Raw genomic sequence first — 16,891 nt, 5'->3', positions numbered from 1 at the left:
TAGTTCTCTCAAAGTTACTTCTATTAACGACTCGGATTTCAGAAGCTTTAGAAAAAATCAAAAAAAGTGAATTTGCGAGATTTGGCTAGAAAAATGAGAGAAAAGTAGAAAAAAAGCCTCAAGTTTCTGCAGCTTAAGCCGAGCGCTCTAAATTGAGCAAAGAACAACCAGAAATATCTAGAAAGCAGTGAGTTAGATGAAAGAAAGGAATGTTTTATCTGGGAGATAGAAAAGAAAAAGCCCCTTTTCCTTTGAGAGAACTGGGGCTAGGTTGGTAGCCAGAGCCTATGTGGAGATCAAGAGAAATGAACACATAACCGGCACACCGGGTGCAACTTTACATTGAAAATGATTGGCAGGTGAGAGATGAGAGAGCCGCACATTCTATTATAAAGTTGCTTGCCATAAGCCTGCATTCCCATCCACGTCTGAATGTGTTGAATACAGGCTAGGTAAACTACTGCAATAGTGACATCGCAGAGTTTGGCAACTGTTTCGCTTGAGCAAGAATCGAAGTACCTGCTTGTTGCAAAATTTGAGCTTTGGTCATTTGCGTTGTTTCTTTCGCAAAGTCCGTATCTTTAATTCGGCTGTTCGATGCATCAACGTTTTCTTGGATGTTTGCCAAGTTATTGATGCTGTGGCTTAGACGGTTCTGTTTCGCACCAAGGTCAGCACGTTGTGAATCAACATACTTAAGCGCTGAATCCAGTACAGAAATCGCGTTCTGAGAACCTTGCACAGTTGTCATATCGATATCTTGCACTGATGTACGTACCGCTTCATCACTTAGACCTAGATCCGATGCTAGGCCACCAGAGATTGAAATCTCGCCTTGAACGTTCGGGTGTGCAACAAACACTTGTAGTTTGCCGTCTTCACTAACCGATGCATTGATCATATCAGATTGGCCGTTGATGTACGTTGCCAACTCTTCAATATCATCGCCTGTTTTTGCGTTGATGTTGATTTCTAGATCGTCAGGGTTGCCGTCTTCGTCTTCACCCATACCTGGAAGCGTGATTTTTAGATCCGCTTTAGTTGGATCGACGCCCCAATCTTTGTCTTTGCCATTCTCAGAGAAGAAAGTCACACCGCCCATACGTTGGTCATCCGCACGGATGCTTGTTAGGGCCATGATCATCGCTTCACCAGAGCTTGAACCGATTTGGAATGCCGCTTCACCGAACGAACCGTTCAATAGACGACGACCACCAAATGATGTTGTTTCTGCGATACGGTTTAGTTCATCCGTCAACGCAGATGATTCTTCATTGATCGCTTGGCGTTCCGCAGGAGAGTTAGTACCGTTTGCAGATTGAATCGCCAAGTCACGCATACGTTGCATCACTGACGTCGCTTCGTTCATCGCCCCTTCTGCCGTTTGGGCAATCGAGATACCGTCGTTTGCGTTGCGCATTGCCACATCAAGACCACGTGACTGTGCGGTTAGACGGTTAGAGATCTGCAGACCTGCTGCATCGTCTTTTGCACTGTTAATCTTGTGACCAGATGATAGACGTTCCATCGAGGTGTTTAGCTCGTTGGTCGCCTTGTTTAAATAACGCTGCGCGGTCATCGCGGAGACGTTAGTACTAACTGTTACAGCCATTTTGCTCTCCTGTTGAGTTCGCAAGCTTTTGCGAAGCGGCCAGCTTTACTCTCATTTGGATAAGCACTGACCGTAAAAAATTACTTGCTAAATCTGCCCTATGGCAGGGTTTAGAATCTCGTAAGTCTGTTCTGACAACATCAATACAATTTGTGTGCCAACTTATTTCAAACTATTTGCTCTTTTAATAATGAACAAATAAACAACAAGTTATAGGGCATACGGGGCAAGAGCCTTGCCTTACTCATATTTTGTTGTGTTGCCGAATCGCTGTTTCTTTATTGCCACCTAGATTACCGTTGGTCTGATTGCCGCTTTCGGTCAAATCATGCCGCTTGGATCGCATTACTCAGTATTTTTCGTTGATTTCTCGCACTTAAGGCTTGGCACATAAGGCATTAAAATCGAACGGTTGAAGTACCGAGCTCACCGGATAAACGGTAGGCGCATCAAATATAGTTAAACAACGTCAGGTCTTTGGTTTTACCAAATGCCTGTTGTGAGGCTTGCAACGCGCGTGAGTTCTCACTGAACTCAATCACTGCCTTGGAGTAATCCAAGTCCTCAAAATTGCTCTTCGCTTTCGCCAGAGACAAATTAAAATCTTCGTGGTTTTGCTCTTGAATATCGAGCGTGCTCAACTTAGCACCCAAGTCGGTTCTGACTTTGTTCATATGAACAAACGCCGCTTGGAATTCTTCCGTCATTTGATGCAGCTTTGCTGTCGCCGACGCGTCAGATACTGAGCTTTCCGACCACTGCATGGTTTCTTTGAATGCATCAAAAACACTGAAGGTTTGGCGCGGCTCTAGCGTAATGCTATCCCCAGCTGAAACCTGCCCTTTCAGTTGAATATTGATGCCTTCGTATTGGATGCCATCAATTGGCGAGTAGTCATCGACTTGTACGATGCTGCCATCTTTTTCCAATTGGTAACCAAACTTGCCGTTACTCATGTCCACAAAGGTCACTTTGTAGTTTGAGTTATCTTCTGACGCACTCGTTGCTTGACCAAGCAACAGTTCAGAACCTTCTTGTAAATCGTATTGCGGCTCGAAATCACCAAACGGGTTTGGGATCTCCGAAAACAGATGATTACCCGGATAGTTGATGCCGAGCTCAATGTTGCTGGCGATCTTCATCTTGCGTTGGTAATCGTCACCGGTATAAACCACGCTGCCATCGTAATCACGAAAGAAAGGCTGCGATTTTGGCTTCGTACCAGCAAACACGTAGTTGCCCGATTCGTCTTGCGTATTCACTAACGCCAAGAAGTTGTTTGCAATCTCTTCCAGTTCGCGCTTTTTCGCCGCACGGTCTTCCGGAGAAAACGCACCGTTGATCATTTCCATCGAGATGCGTTTCGACTCATCAGTAAATTGCTCAGCGTTGGCAATCACCACTTCTTGGTTTTCTAGTCGGTTACGAACCAGAACAATGGCATCAAGGTATTGTTTTAACTGCTCTTCTTGTTGACCAATACTCTGAATATAGTGCGTCGCAAGTGGATCATCACTCGGCTTGGTCAACTGTTTACCAGAAGCAAGCTGCTCCTGATTATGGTGAACTTTGTTTTCCTGTCGGCGCAGGTCGTTCTGCACTGACTGGTAGTTATGGAAGCTAGAAATTCGCGTTAACATCTAAGGCCTCCTTTATCGCAACTGCAAGATGGTGTTGAAGGTGTCATTGGCTGCCTGCATCACACGAGAAGAGGCCATATACGCCTGTTGGAACTTCATCATGTTTGCCGCTTCTTCATCGAGGTTTACCCCCGATATCGACGCCACGCGCTCTTGTGCCGCCTCACTCTCTAACTGAGCAACATCGGCGAGTCGACTTGCGGTTGACGTTTTCAAACCCACATCGGTGTTCAAGTTGAAGTACAAGCTCATGATCGTCGATTCATTGCCGTTCATCTTCTTGTCGGTTTGGATGTTTTGCATCTTGCGCAAGTTGCCGTTGTCACCTTCAGATGGCACTAGGTTCGCGGTAAATTTATCGTTCGCTAATGCGCCCGCACTTAACTCAAATACTGTCGCCCCACCGTTTTTATAAGCGGGATGATTGCTCGGTAAACTGACTGAAACCGGTCCGGTCGGTGGATATGGCTGGGGCGCCATGATCACGTTACCTTTGGTATCGGTTACCGCAAATTGATCTCCAGTTGGAGAAACAACCACTTCAAATTCACGTAAGTCACCCGCATCAACTATCTCAAATTTGGCATTACCTTGAGCAAAGGTCGTCGACGCTTCATAACTTTGCGCAGCAATGGCTTTTGGATCAGTGGTTTCAACTTTCATTTGCGCTGCGCTGCTACGGGTCGGACGGAGTAACACATGCTCACCGACTTTAGGCTCATTACGCACTTCAACCCGCATTCCGTCGATGTAAAGCGCATTGCCTGCATCAGTATTAAGCTTAACGGTTTCACCATTTGGCTTAGTCACGGCGTAGCTGTCGCCATCGTAGCGTAATGAGTATTCGCCACCTTTCAGCGCGCTGATATCATTGATGTAAACCGCCATATCAGCCGTCGATTGAGGGCCTGCAACGACACGAGATTTTGCTAGTCGCTCTGAGTTCACATCGGTAAACAATGGGTCACCTACATTACCGTAGTGATCCAAACCTTGCGATTGCAGGTGGTTTACTTCGCTAGAAAACGCCGTCGCTAAGCGGCCAAGCTCATCCATCACTTGTGGAATGTGTTCGTCACGCATCTTAAGTAACGCGCCAATTTTGCCGTCAATATCGTCTGATTTGATGGCTTTAATGCCACCACCTTCAACCATAGCAAGGCGACGTTGATGAGCATCTGGTGAGCCATCAATCATCTTCAATTGGCTGGCTTCTGTTCCCGAAACAAGGGTGTGTCCATTCCCGATATGGACATTAAAACCTTCCGAATTTTTACGTGGCGTTACCGTCACCTTGGTGTATTCAGAAAGCTCTTTGATCAGTTTTTCATGTTGGTCCATCAAGTCGTTATGGGGACCAGGAGTACGCATCATCAATCGATGAACATCGCGGATCTCAACAGCAAGTTGGTTCACGCGTTCAATGCCCATATCCAGTGATTTATTGGCCACATCGGATTGCTGACGCACAGTTTCATGGAATTCGTTTAGGGTATCGCTGAGTAATTTGGCTTTTTCCAACACGACTTTGCGCGCACCCATGTCATTTGGGGTATCCGCCATGGTTTTTACCGCATCAAACCATTCGTTCATGTTTTCTGGGATTTTTTTCGATGCCACCGAAGACAACATGCTTGAGAGCAGATCAAGGTTCTTCTCGTTATCAAGCTTACTGGCGTAATTCGTGGTGGAAAGGTTTAGCTCTTTAACGGCAAACTCATCCCAAGAGCGGCGAACATTTTCCACATGCACGCCCATGCCGTAAGTTGATCCACCAAATTGACGCGGATCGTTGGTGCCTTGGATAACAGACTGACGGCTGTAACCCTCTGTATTCGCATTAGAAATGTTATGACCAGTCGTATTCAACTGTCGCTGAGCGGTAAGCACACTTTGTGTACCTACATTCAACAAATCTGACGCCATACATGCCCCCAAAAACGAAATAAAATCGGTATTGACCGATCACCTAGTTAGCAATTAGCAAAAGGTGTGCCAGTTTGGGAAAGAAAGAGAAAGCACGAAAAAAGAAAGGCTTGCACTGTGGCAAGCCTTCTCAAAATGTACATCAAGCATTCGTAATCGAATGAATTACATACTCTCGATTTTTTGTTTTACCTGAAGCACTTTGTCTGCGTAGCTTGGGTCAGTTGCGTACCCTGCGCTGTGAATTCCACGAATGAAGGATTCAGAATCACCGCCCTGTTGAAGAGCAGTCTCGTAGCGCGGGTTCTCATTCAAGAAGCGGACGTAGTCGTTAAAACTGTCTTGGTAGTTCGAGTAAGAACGGAATGCAGCCGTCTCTTTCACAGGCGTGTTATCGTGGAACTCTAGCGTTTGAGTTGTCACTTTATCACCCTGCCAACTACGGTCAGCTTTAATGTTAAACAGGTTGTTGCTGCTGCCACGTGCGTTCTTAACGACTTTTTGCCCCCAGCCTGTTTCTAGCGCGGCTTGAGCCAATAGCAATGAAGGTTCAACACCCAAGGCTTTTGCTGCACGGTCTGCGTATGGCTTCATCGAATTAACAAAAGACTCTGGCGAATCAAAACGTGATGGTTCTGAACCCGGTCGTGATAGCTGACCTGACTCAATCAAGCGCTGCTCGATTTCACGCGCTTTCTTCGGATCCACACGACGGTATTCCACAGCATTGTTTGCTGCATCACGCATGGCTGTTTCAGCCTTGTCGTCGCCTTGCCCAACCGTCAACTGCTTAACAATCATGTCAGCCAAGCCCATCGAACCCGATGCACTTAAGTTACTCGCCATTTGCTCATCCAGCATTTGACGGTAGAACTTTTCGTTTTGGCTGTTCATTAAGTTTGACTCAAAGCCTTCGTTCGCTTCGCGCATCGACTTCAACATCATCGAAGTAAAGATCGATTCAAACTGGCGAGCGGCCGCTTGCAATGCTTCATGCTCACCATCTTTGCCCTCTTTCACCGCTTTTTGACGAAGAGTATCAAGGGAACTGATGTCATGAATAAAACCGATATCGTTAGGATTGTTGACCATGGTTTCTCTCCTAATCGATTAGATGATGATCAGCTGGCCTTCAATGGCACCAGCTTGTTTCAATGCCTGCAGAATCGCCATCAAATCCGACGGAGCTGCACCGACTTCATTCACCGCACGGACTAGGTCATCTAGTGTCAAACCCGGTTCGAACTTGAACATCTTGCCTTTCTCTTCATTCACTTCGATATCAGAGTCCGGCACAACCACAGTTTGACCACCAGAGAAGCCGTTTGGTTGGCTTACATTGAGGTTTTCTTTGATTGCTACCGTCATGCCACCGTGGGTCACTGCCGCAGGTTTCAGACGAACATGCTTGCCGACCACAATCGTACCGGTACGAGAGTTCACGATGATTTTCGCCGCGCCATCCGCAGGGTCAAACTCTAGGTTTTCGATTGCCGATAAGAAGGCAACACGTTGGCTCACATCACGTGGAGCACGGACACGAACAGACGTCGCGTCAACCGCACTGGCCATTTGAGGACCAAGGAAGTTATTTACCGCATCCGCCATACGCTGTGCAGTGGTAAAGTCAGAATCAAGCAGGTTGAATGTGATGTAGTCACCACGTCCGAATGGGTTTGGAATTTCACGCTCTACGGTTGCACCGCTTGAAATAAGACCAACCGTTGGGTTGTTGCCCACGATTTTAGAGCCATCAGCGCCTTCTGCACTGAAACCACTCACGACTAAGTTACCTTGTGCGACGGCGTACACTTGGCCGTCTAGACCTTTTAGGAAGGTTTGTAGCAAGGTGCCACCACGCAAACTTTTTGCACTGCCGATCGAAGAGACCGTGACGTCCACTTGCTGACCCGGTTTTGAAAATGGCGGCAATGTTGCCGTTACCATAACAGCGGCAACGTTCTTAATTTTTGGTTTGGTACCCGGCGGCATTTGAATGCCGAAGTTTTGCAGCATTGCCGCGAAGCTTTGTTCTGTAAACGGGTTTGACTCACCCGTACCCGGTAAGCCTGAAACCAAGCCATAACCCACAAGTTGGTTGCTACGCACACCAGCCACTTGCGCGACGTCTTTAATACGTGCGGCTTGGGCTGTGGTTGCAAATAGCGCAACGCTCAACAGTGCTAATAGGATTCTTTTCATGCTTACTCAATCTCTTGCAGTCAATTTGCCGTCATTTCGACGTCTTACAGGGCTACATTAAAGAATCGTGCCAAGAAACCTGGCTCTTGCATATCTTGTGGTGAGCCTGTGCCAGAGTATTGGATTCTTGCGTTAGATACACGATTTGACGCAATAGTATTGTCAAAATTGATGTCATCAGGGCGAATTGTGCCGCTTAGACGAATGTACTCATCACCCGTATTCAGGGTCATCCACTTCTCACCGCGGATCACTAGGTTGCCGTTTGCCAGCACCTCAATGACTTCTACCGTGATGTAACCGCTGATGCTGTTGCTTTGCTTAGCAGAAGAGTCGCCTGCAAAGGTGTTGGTGTTGTTCAGATCGTACGAGAAGTTGTATTTACCGCCAATTTGCAGCTCCTGACCACCAACAGACAGAGGTTCCATCTTCGCATCGTTGGTTTTTGATAGGTCGGCGTTCGCACTCTTAGTTGCACGAGTCGTTTCGTCGAGTGTTACGGTAATGATGTCACCGATGCCACGTGGCTTAGAATCGTCGTATAAGTCGGTAATGTGCTCGGTGCTAAACAAAGAGCCCGTTGCTGCCGCATAGTGCTCTGGTTTTTGTTTAGGGTGAATCGGTGCCCATGCCGGATCGCCTGCCACCGGATCGGTTCTGCCGCGCAAAGTATCAATGATGCCGCTGCTCTCTTCTTTCGACTTATCGCCTTCAACCGCATCCACCACCGTTGTCGCTTGGCTGACTTTATCGGTTTCAATCGGTCCTAGCATCGCACAACCAGACATGGTCGTGATAAGTGTAAGTAGACAAATACGTTTCATCATTGGCTTCCTAAATCCCGAACTTAGTGATTACAACTGCTGGTTAATGAAGCTCATCATCTTATCGACCGATGAGATTACTTTTGAGTTCATTTCATACACACGCTGAGCCTCTATCATATTGACCAGCTCTTCTGTCACATTCACGTTCGATGCTTCTAACATGGATTGACGAATTTCACCTAAACCATCCAAACCTGGAACACCTTCTTGTGGGTCACCGCTTGCGCCAGTTGGTAAGTAAAGGTTCTGACCGATTGGCTCAAGACCACCTGGGTTAACGAAATCAGTAATGGTTAACTGTCCTACTACAACGTTATTTTGCTGACCACGAATACGCACAGAGACTTCACCATCTGTACCAACCGTGATAGAAGTTGCATCTTCAGGAATAACTATCTCCGGCTCGACAGGGTAGCCAGAGCCAGACGTCACTAGCGTTCCTTCACCATCCAGCGTGAACTGACCGTTACGAGTGTATCCAATATTGCCATCAGGCATCGTCACTTGGAAAAAACCATCACCTTCCACCATCATGTCCAGCGCGTTGCTGGTAGTCTGTGCATTTCCGTGCGTGTGCACCTTTTGCGTCGCAACCACTTTAGAACCCGCCCCCAGCATCAAACCACTTGGCAGTTTCGTGTTTTGAGAGGACTGGCCGCCCGGTTGATTGATATTTTGATAGAACAAATCTTCAAAAACTGCACGGCTCTTTTTAAAACCAACCGTTGAAGCGTTCGCCAAGTTATTCGAAATCGTTGCTATATTGGTCTGCTGAGCGTCTAGACCAGTTTTACTTACCCATAGTGCTGGTTGCATTTTGAACCTCTAACTCTGTTAACTCATACGAAGCAATGAATCTGAAGATTTATCCATTTCTTCAGCGGTGCTCATCATTTTGACCTGCATTTCAAACTGACGTTGAAGGTCAATCAGAGCGGTCATTTCACCTACGGCATTCACGTTACTACCTTCAATAGCACCAGTTTGGATGCTGATAGAGCCGTCTGCTTCGTAAGGCTGGTTTGGAGTTTTATGGCGGAATAAACCATTGGTATCTTTAAACAAGTTTTGATCGTCTGTGCGTACAAGCTTGATACGATCAACCACTTCTAATTCTTCAGCCGGCGCACCTTGAGGCTGCACAGAGATGGTGCCGTCACGACCGATTTCGATTTTGGATACTGGGATTGGCAAGGTGATTGGTGCATCGTTTTCGCCCAACACCACATGACCGCTTGCATTCGTTAGCAAGCCGTTTTGATCCACTTTTAGGTTACCGTTACGCGTCAAACCTTCTTTGCCAGTTTGATCCATAACAGAAATCCAGCCGCTACCTTCTACCGTAATATCGAGGTCACGACCGGTTGTGATCACACTACCTTGCGCAAAGTTATGCCCTGGACGTTCTGTCATGCTGAATACACGTGAAGGCAAACCTTCACCATAAGCTTGCATAGAGCGAGCTTGTGCTAAGTCAGCACGGAAGCCAGTTGTACTCACGTTTGCCAGGTTGTTGGCACGCAATTGCAGAGCCTGCATATTTTGCTTGGCGCCGCTCATTGCGAGAAACAGTGCGCGATCCATAAATTACTCCAAAAGTTCTCTGTACAATAGAATCAAGCAATAGTCATGCCAGAATTAAAATAATGTTATTAATCAGAAACTTGAATGCAAACTGAGGACTTTCAGATGGCAATTTAGGATGAATCAGCCAAATAGAGAGGCATGTTTTAATCCGCCTAGCGGCAACAGCGGCAAACCAAAGATCAAAGCATACCCAACCTGAACTGAGGTATTTTCAGGTTGGGCACCAGATGAATCGCATCATCCCATCAAACGCTGCAAGTACTCGCAGCGTTTAATAAAACAGATGACAGGACTCGCGAACTACTCTAGCGAATCTGGAGAATGTTTTGTTGTAACTGGTTATCAACCTCTAACGCACGAGAGTTTGCTTGGAAGTTACGCTGAGCAGAAATCAGGTCCACCAATTCTTGGGTCATATCAATGTTTGATTGCTCTAGGGTACCGTTTTTAATCGTACCAAAAGAGCCTTTGTTTGATTCACCCCATACCTTAGCACCAGAATTTTGAGTCGAATCCCATTGAGTACCACCTTTTTTTTCAAGCCCTTGCTCGTTAGGAACACGTACTAGCGCCACACGACCCAATGTTACGTTTTCACCGTTTGAGTAAGTACCCAATACGCTGCCGTGTTCATCGAAGTCGACTTTAGTCAGGAAGCCCGTTGTCGCGCCATCTTCATCGAACTTAGTCAGTTCAAATGGTGCAGCAAACTGAGTCGCTGAGCTTAAACCAAAGTTAAGTGTTTGCGCAGGATCCGCACCGTTTAAATCCACTGGGTTAGTGTTTGTCGCAGGATCGCCCAACGCTACCGATGTGATTGGCTGACCGTTGTTTAGGCTTGCCAACGTACCATCGTTGTTGAACTTCATCGTGTGACCAACGTGACCCGTTGGCGTTGCTGCATCACCGTTAGCAACGTTCAATGGCTTCTCACCGCCTTTGTCTGTCACTGTGTAGTAAGTTTGCCACGTGTTCGGCTGAGTTTGGTCTTTCAAGTAGTAAGTCGTTAGCTTGTAAGACTGACCCATCGAGTCATAAATCGTTGAAGAAGTCGAACGGTTGTATGTATCTGGATCTGAGAAATCAAACTGAGTCGGATCTTTCAAATCACCATTAGCCGGTAAATTCACACCTACTTCAACGTTTTCGCTTTGCTTTGGCTTGCCAAATTCAGCAGGTATATTGATAGCTTGTGGCTCGTAAGACGACACCTCTCCTGAGTCAGGGTCGACTTGGTAACCAAGAAGAAACTCATCGTTCGCCGTTACCATGTAATTATCTTTGTTCAAATGGAATGCACCATTACGTGTTATTTCATTTTGTTGTGGGACAAGGCGTTCTTTCGCAACCGAGAAGAAACCCGTACCCGATATACGCAGGTCCATTGGGTTATTAGTGTAAATACTCGAACCCTCATGGAACTGTTGTGCTACCTGACTAGCTTGTGCACCGCCACCTGGAGTAGTCTTTGCGTTAGAGAACAAAGAGTTTGAGTACACATCGCTAAATTCCGCACGAGACTCTTTAAAGCCATAGGTGTTGGCGTTCGCAATATTGTTACTGGTGGTGTTTAAATCCAGTTGAGCGGAGGACAAACCGCTTAAAGATACATATGACATTTCAAAATCTCCTAACCTAACACGCTACCGAATTACGCTTTGCCGACTTCCAATACTTCTGCAAGTCGAACTGGCGATTCAAAACCTGCCAGATTGAGTAATACGTTTCCATCGCCCTTACCTAGCAATACACTGTTCACGTTCGCATAAGTAGACACTGGGAACTCTTGCGACTTCCCATCGACCAAACCAGACGCTTTCACCTTGTATTTACCAGAGGGCATTGGATTTCCGTTTTGGTCATTACCGTCCCAAAGCACACGAGTGTCGCCGGCTGGTTTCGCACCTACCTCAAAAGTACGCACCAATTGGCCCGCTTCGTTTTCCACTCGAACAAACAAGTTGTCGAGAGGTTGTGCAAGCTTCACCATTGCCGCCATTGTTGCATTGTCTTGCTTAACACCCGCCGCGCCAGGGACCAATACGTCACGACCCACTAAAGATGAAGCCTGTAACGCCTGGTTTGATGTCATTGACGAGTTCAAATTCTCGAACTGAGAGTTCATCTTACCGATGCCATCTACGGTCGCAAATGACGCCATTTGAGCAATCATCTGGTCATTACCTACTGGCTTGAAAGGGTCCTGCTGAGCCAATTGTTTCGTGAGCAAAGATAAGAAGTCTTCCTGTTTCAGTTCTTTCTTACCTGTGCTCTCTTCAGTCTTCTTGTTCTCTTGTAGGCTTTTAAGCTGGTCGATATAGGACAAGCCGCTTTGACCAACATTATTAATTCCGGCCATACGCTACCCCATATCCTTATTGACCCATCTGCAGCGTACGCAGCAGCATTTGTTTACTAGAATCAGCTACTTGCACATTGGTTTGGTATGCGCGAGAAGCCGAAATCATGTTTGCCATTTCTTCCATTACATTCACGTTAGGCTTGTAGATGTAGCCTTCATCGTTTGCGAGTGGATGGTCTGGGTTGTACTCCACATTCAGCGGTTTGTCGCTTTCTACAATACCCATCACTTTCACTGGCACCGTATCACCACCACGCATGGCGTTGCTTAACTCAGCACCAAATACAGCATGACGCGCTTTGTAAGTGTCTTTCGCAGAACTGCTGACACTGTCGGCGTTAGCCAAGTTGCTTGAGGTAGTATTCAAACGAACGGATTCAGCGCTCATTGCGGAACCTGTCACATTGAAGACGTTAAATAAGCTCATCTAAATTATTCCCCTTTGATTGCTTTGGTTAAGTTCTTGAATTTGCCACCTAGAAAGTCGAGTGATGCTTGGTGTCTGATTTGGTTTTGCATAAACAAGTTACGCTCTAAATCCAAATCTACCGTGTTGCCATCGCCCGTATCTGGTTGTGTAGGAAGACGATATAGCTTGTCCCCAACCAACGTCGTAGTGGCAGGAATGTGCCGACCATCTGTGCAGCTGAGACCAATGCTTGCCCCGGATGTTGCCGCCTGCAATTCCTTAGCAAAATCTAAACCTCTTGATTTGTAGCCAGGCGTGTTTGCTTGCGCGATGTTGGTGGAAATCACCTCCGCGTTGCGCTCACGTACGCCCACAGTGTACTGGTGGATGCCTAATGCGTTGTCAAAAGATATAGCCATGTTTGCCTCCACAGTAAGAACTGACCGCCATTAATAACCAAAGGCAATTATCGCGCCAATAATAGAATGTGCCGTTTTGCCGCCTCAGTTACCAAGGCAATGAATTGCAATAAGCATGCCAAATTGATTAATGAAATGTCATATCGAGCCAAGTAATCAACTCGGCTCACTAAAAAATATACACCCGATGCCTGCCCATAGGCAAAAATTGCACCGGCTTTTACAGCAGAGAGGGAGAAAAAGAAAAGCCTGACACAAAGGTCAGGCTTTTAAAGTGGTTAAAAGAGTCCACTATTTTAGCTTGTCGCTACTTTAACTTGTAAATAATACCTGGGTTACAGCGCACCATCTCAAATTTGTCTGTCAAACCCGTCAGTGATTCTGACGCACCCAGCAGTAGGTAACCGCCCGGGTTTAGGCTATTTGCCATTTGGTTCAGTACTTTCGACTTCATCTCTGGTGAGAAGTAAATCAGTACGTTACGACAGAAAATGATGTCGAACTTACCCATTAACGCGTAGCTCTCCATCAAGTTTTGTGGACGGAAGTTCACTAGGCGTTTTACGTTGTCTTTCACTTTCATGCGGCCATCGCCTGCATCTTCAAAGAAGGTGCGGCGACGCTCAGGAGAAAGGCCACGTCCCAATGCTAGGTTGTCGTACAAACCCGCACGACACATATCCAACATGCTCGATGAGATGTCCGTAGCCGTAATCGATACGTTCGGAAGCAGTCCTGGTTTACGTTGTTGTGTTTCCAGAACAGTCATCGCCATTGAGTAAGGTTCTTGACCTGACGAGCTGGCTGCGGACCAAATTTTGATTGGTCGTTTGTTTGCCGCCATCTCCGGCAATAGTTTATCAGCTAATACCGTGAACGGATAAGTATCTCGGAACCACAATGTTTCGTTAGTCGTCATCGCATCAACAGCGGCAACTCGTAGTTCACGGTTACGGCCTGTCACGACATCACGTAGCAAATCCGACAGCGACGCCAGCTTGAACTTTGTCACAAGCGGGCTCAGTCGGCTGCGTACTAGGTATTGCTTACTGTCACCTAATACGATGCCACATTGTGATTCTAGAAAACGGCTAAAGTCACGATACTCTTGATCACTGATTGTAATAGCAGTCATTAATGTCTCTTTTATTGTGTTAATGCAGATTTAACCGCGTTACCCAATTCATCTGGGTTAAATTTCGCAATGAAGCTGTTAGCACCTACGCGCTCAACCATGGCTTGGTTGAAGACGCCACTCAATGAGGAGTGCAGGATAACATAAAGGTTCTTCAAATCTGCATTTCGGCGAATTTCGGCCGTTAGTGTGTAGCCATCCATCTCTGGCATTTCGATATCTGAAATGACCAAAGAAATCTGATCGTAGATGCTACCTTCTTGTGCCATCTCAAGCAGCTTATTGTACGCTTCTTTACCATCTTTCACAGAGACAACTTCAAAACCAATTGAAGTAATTGCACGTTCAACCTGCTTACGTGCCACCGTCGAGTCGTCTGCGATCAATACGCGACGCACGATTGGCTTCTCTTGTTCAGCAACTGCGATCTCTTCGCCGATGCTTGAATCCATGGTTTCGTCTACTGGAGCAATCTCTGCCAAGATTTTCTCAACGTCCAGAATTTCTACTAGCTCGTTGTCGATGTTTGTTACCGCTGTTAGGTAGTGCGCTTTACCTGCACCATCTGGCGGCGGCAAAATCGCTTCCCAATGCATGTTAATGATACGCTCAACAGAAGATACCAAGAACGCTTGGATTGTTCGGTTGAACTCAGCGATCACAACAAAACACTTGTCGATATCAGTCGTCGAGCGACCACCAATAGCCAAGCTTAAATCGATCACTGACACGGTATGGCCACGGATATGAGCGACACCTTTGACCAGCGGGTGTAGATTTGGCATCGAAGTCAACTTAGGGCACTGAAGTACTTCTTTTACTTTGAATACGTTAATGCCGTAGCGCTGTCGGCCCATCAATCGGAAAGTAAGTAGCTCCAATCGGTTTTGGCCGACGAGTTGCGTACGCTGATTCACCGAGTCAAGAATCCCCGTCATATGCTCATCTCCATCTCAAACTTTTTGTTTTTAAATGATACTCTACTACTGGTAAGCATAATACCAGAGAAACAGTATGGCGTATCATAATATGAATTCAACACCATTTACTATGACAATATGTAAAGCGTTATTTACAAAGTACTCTAAGTTTATCGGCATTTTGCTCAGTATGTTTAGCTTTTTTGTTCATTCAGCAACGGAAAGTCAAATTGAGCAAATCCGAACCGCAGCCGAGCAGCACATTCTTAGCACGGTAGAGCAACCAGCGGGAGGAAATTTGTCCGTCAATGCGGCAAATATTGATCCACGTATCAAAGCCACCGATTGCCCAGAGCCCCTTGATACATCTGCATCTTCAACCAGTAGCACACGCAGTAACATCAACGTATTGGTTGAATGCCCCGTCGATGACTGGAAGGTTTATGTTCCTGTGAGGATCTCAGCATCGGTTCCGATGATCGTTTCAACGCGTCAACTCGGCCGTGGTGAGATCATCAGTGCTTCTGATGTAACAACGTCAATGATCGAATTACAGCGTTTTCGTAAAGATGGTTTTAGCAATATGGATCAAGTGATCGGTTCAAAGCTAAAACGTAACGTTCGCCTTGGCGATGTTGTAGAACGCAATGATGTCTGTGTGGTATGCCGCAATGAGAAAGTCACGATCAAAGCCGTAAAATCTGGTATGACGATCACCACACAGGGCACGGCATTACAGGATGGATCCGCTGGAGATCAAGTAAGAGTGAAAAATGATAAGTCCCAACGTATAATAGAAGGAATTGTGACAGGCATTGCGGAAATCACCATCACCTTCTAGGGTTGGGTGGTGTACGGCAAATCGATCAATAAAAATGCAAAAAATCACTAAAGTTATTTTGCCCTTGGTCGATAGTCTGGATACCAGTATTACGATACGAGTTTAAGGTTGAAACATGGCAGGTATAGATAATATACGTTCAGGTCAGATGATGACGACGACAAGTCGCGCACCTGCACGAACGGATTCTAGTGCAACCAGCACTACAGAATCGAAAAAAGCGCCAGCACAACAAGACGCGGTATCACTAAGCCAACAAGGCAAAGCAGTCAGCAAACTCCAGAAGGACATGGCAGCTTCTCCGGCTTATGACAGCGCAAAAGTGGCGGCAATCAAAGAAGCAATTGCAAACGGTTCATACAAAGTTGACCCAGAGAAACTGGCGGACAACATGATCAAGTTTGAAAACGAATTGCAAGGCAAAAGCTAACTGACTTAGGCCCAAGGTAAGAATTCATGGCAGCATTAGTCGATCTTGTTAACTTCCAGCTAGAAAATGCAAAAGCACTTTCTGGTGTATTACGTCAAGAAACACAGGCGATCAGTGCACGTGTATCTACTGAGATCGAGAAACTTGCCAAAGAAAAGATGACACTCATTGGTCAATTAAGAACGACTGACCAGCGAATCGCCTCTCACCCGCACGTCAATCAACTTACCGAAGATGCAAACCTAAGTCAGGTTGTCGCACAGATCCAATCTATCATTCTCGATTGTCAGCAAGTAAACCAAATGAACGGTGAATCGCTCAATCGTGCCCAATCCAGTTTCAATAAACTTAACAACATGCTTCAGCGTACTCACGGTAAGGTCGGTATGACCTACAACGCCGGCGGCAAAACGCACACCATTTCAACTCTAGGCACTAACATCAAAGCCTAACTCTCTTTGAGCTCATCCCACGGCGACTCTATCGACGTTGTCTTTTAGCCAGTGACTCTATTCCTCAAAACATAATCTAAATCTATCGCGCATAAAACTCTCGCGTACAAAGCTCATACGTATAAAAAA

The 16,891-nt window shown here is 46.3% G+C and carries 17 protein-coding genes; 3 read left to right on the top strand and 14 right to left on the bottom strand.

The features are described from left to right. Positions 1-457: 457 nt before the first annotated feature. The 14 genes from H735_RS03005 to H735_RS02940 all read right to left on the bottom strand — a co-directional run bounded on the left by H735_RS03005 (position 458) and on the right by H735_RS02940 (position 15,057). On the bottom strand, positions 458-1,612 hold the full coding sequence (locus tag H735_RS03005; RefSeq protein ID WP_020196210.1) for a flagellin: 1,155 nt from the start codon (positions 1,610-1,612) through the stop codon (positions 458-460). 449 nt (positions 1,613-2,061) lie between these two features. Further along, positions 2,062-3,252 (bottom strand): flagellar hook-associated protein FlgL, encoded by a 1,191-nt coding sequence (gene flgL, locus H735_RS03000; protein WP_005438657.1) that lies wholly within the window; start codon positions 3,250-3,252, stop codon positions 2,062-2,064. Between the two features lie 12 nt (positions 3,253-3,264). After that, positions 3,265-5,178, bottom strand: a complete 1,914-nt coding sequence (gene flgK, locus H735_RS02995; RefSeq protein ID WP_020196211.1) for a flagellar hook-associated protein FlgK — start codon at positions 5,176-5,178, stop codon at positions 3,265-3,267. A gap of 165 nt (positions 5,179-5,343) precedes the next feature. After that, positions 5,344-6,270: a flagellar assembly peptidoglycan hydrolase FlgJ gene (flgJ, locus tag H735_RS02990; protein ID WP_005438655.1), complete on the bottom strand. Its 927-nt coding sequence runs from the start codon at positions 6,268-6,270 to the stop codon at positions 5,344-5,346. A gap of 18 nt (positions 6,271-6,288) precedes the next feature. Continuing rightward, entirely contained in the window at positions 6,289-7,380 is a 1,092-nt protein-coding gene (locus tag H735_RS02985; protein WP_005425633.1) for a flagellar basal body P-ring protein FlgI, read from the bottom strand. Positions 7,381-7,424: 44 nt separating this feature from the next. Further along, complete coding sequence (gene flgH, locus H735_RS02980; RefSeq protein WP_020196212.1) at positions 7,425-8,204, bottom strand: flagellar basal body L-ring protein FlgH; 780 nt, start codon at positions 8,202-8,204, stop codon at positions 7,425-7,427. Positions 8,205-8,234: 30 nt separating this feature from the next. After that, positions 8,235-9,023, bottom strand: coding sequence for a flagellar basal-body rod protein FlgG (gene flgG / locus H735_RS02975; RefSeq protein ID WP_020196213.1), 789 nt, complete (start codon positions 9,021-9,023; stop codon positions 8,235-8,237). Positions 9,024-9,041: 18 nt separating this feature from the next. After that, positions 9,042-9,791, bottom strand: a complete 750-nt coding sequence (locus H735_RS02970; protein WP_020196214.1) for a flagellar basal body rod protein FlgF — start codon at positions 9,789-9,791, stop codon at positions 9,042-9,044. Positions 9,792-10,099: 308 nt separating this feature from the next. Next, positions 10,100-11,413 carry a flagellar hook protein FlgE gene (flgE, locus tag H735_RS02965; RefSeq protein WP_020196215.1) on the bottom strand — a complete coding sequence of 438 codons (1,314 nt, stop codon included), beginning with the start codon at positions 11,411-11,413 and terminating at the stop codon, positions 10,100-10,102. A 32-nt stretch (positions 11,414-11,445) separates the two neighbouring features. Then, complete coding sequence (gene flgD, locus H735_RS02960) at positions 11,446-12,153, bottom strand: flagellar hook assembly protein FlgD (protein WP_020196216.1); 708 nt, start codon at positions 12,151-12,153, stop codon at positions 11,446-11,448. A gap of 16 nt (positions 12,154-12,169) precedes the next feature. Further along, entirely contained in the window at positions 12,170-12,583 is a 414-nt protein-coding gene (gene flgC / locus H735_RS02955; protein ID WP_020196217.1) for a flagellar basal body rod protein FlgC, read from the bottom strand. 5 nt (positions 12,584-12,588) lie between these two features. Then, positions 12,589-12,984 (bottom strand): flagellar basal body rod protein FlgB, encoded by a 396-nt coding sequence (gene flgB / locus H735_RS02950; protein ID WP_020196218.1) that lies wholly within the window; start codon positions 12,982-12,984, stop codon positions 12,589-12,591. A gap of 307 nt (positions 12,985-13,291) precedes the next feature. Further along, positions 13,292-14,119, bottom strand: a complete 828-nt coding sequence (locus tag H735_RS02945; protein ID WP_020196219.1) for a protein-glutamate O-methyltransferase — start codon at positions 14,117-14,119, stop codon at positions 13,292-13,294. 11 nt (positions 14,120-14,130) lie between these two features. Then, positions 14,131-15,057, bottom strand: coding sequence for a chemotaxis protein CheV (locus H735_RS02940; RefSeq protein WP_020196220.1), 927 nt, complete (start codon positions 15,055-15,057; stop codon positions 14,131-14,133). 76 nt (positions 15,058-15,133) lie between these two features. On the opposite strand from H735_RS02940, the gene flgA reads away from it, so the two are divergent. The 3 genes from flgA to H735_RS02925 all read left to right on the top strand — a co-directional run bounded on the left by flgA (position 15,134) and on the right by H735_RS02925 (position 16,762). After that, on the top strand, positions 15,134-15,880 hold the full coding sequence (gene flgA / locus H735_RS02935; protein ID WP_027726696.1) for a flagellar basal body P-ring formation chaperone FlgA: 747 nt from the start codon (positions 15,134-15,136) through the stop codon (positions 15,878-15,880). A gap of 115 nt (positions 15,881-15,995) precedes the next feature. After that, entirely contained in the window at positions 15,996-16,310 is a 315-nt protein-coding gene (flgM, locus tag H735_RS02930) for a flagellar biosynthesis anti-sigma factor FlgM (RefSeq protein ID WP_005425628.1), read from the top strand. A 26-nt stretch (positions 16,311-16,336) separates the two neighbouring features. Beyond that, positions 16,337-16,762, top strand: a complete 426-nt coding sequence (locus H735_RS02925) for a flagella synthesis protein FlgN (RefSeq protein WP_005438640.1) — start codon at positions 16,337-16,339, stop codon at positions 16,760-16,762. The last annotated feature ends 129 nt before the right edge of the window (positions 16,763-16,891 follow it).

The organism is Vibrio owensii CAIM 1854 = LMG 25443 (assembly GCF_000817815.1).
Lineage (GTDB): Bacteria > Pseudomonadota > Gammaproteobacteria > Enterobacterales > Vibrionaceae > Vibrio > Vibrio owensii.
This window is presented reverse-complemented; position numbering and strand designations above follow the sequence as displayed.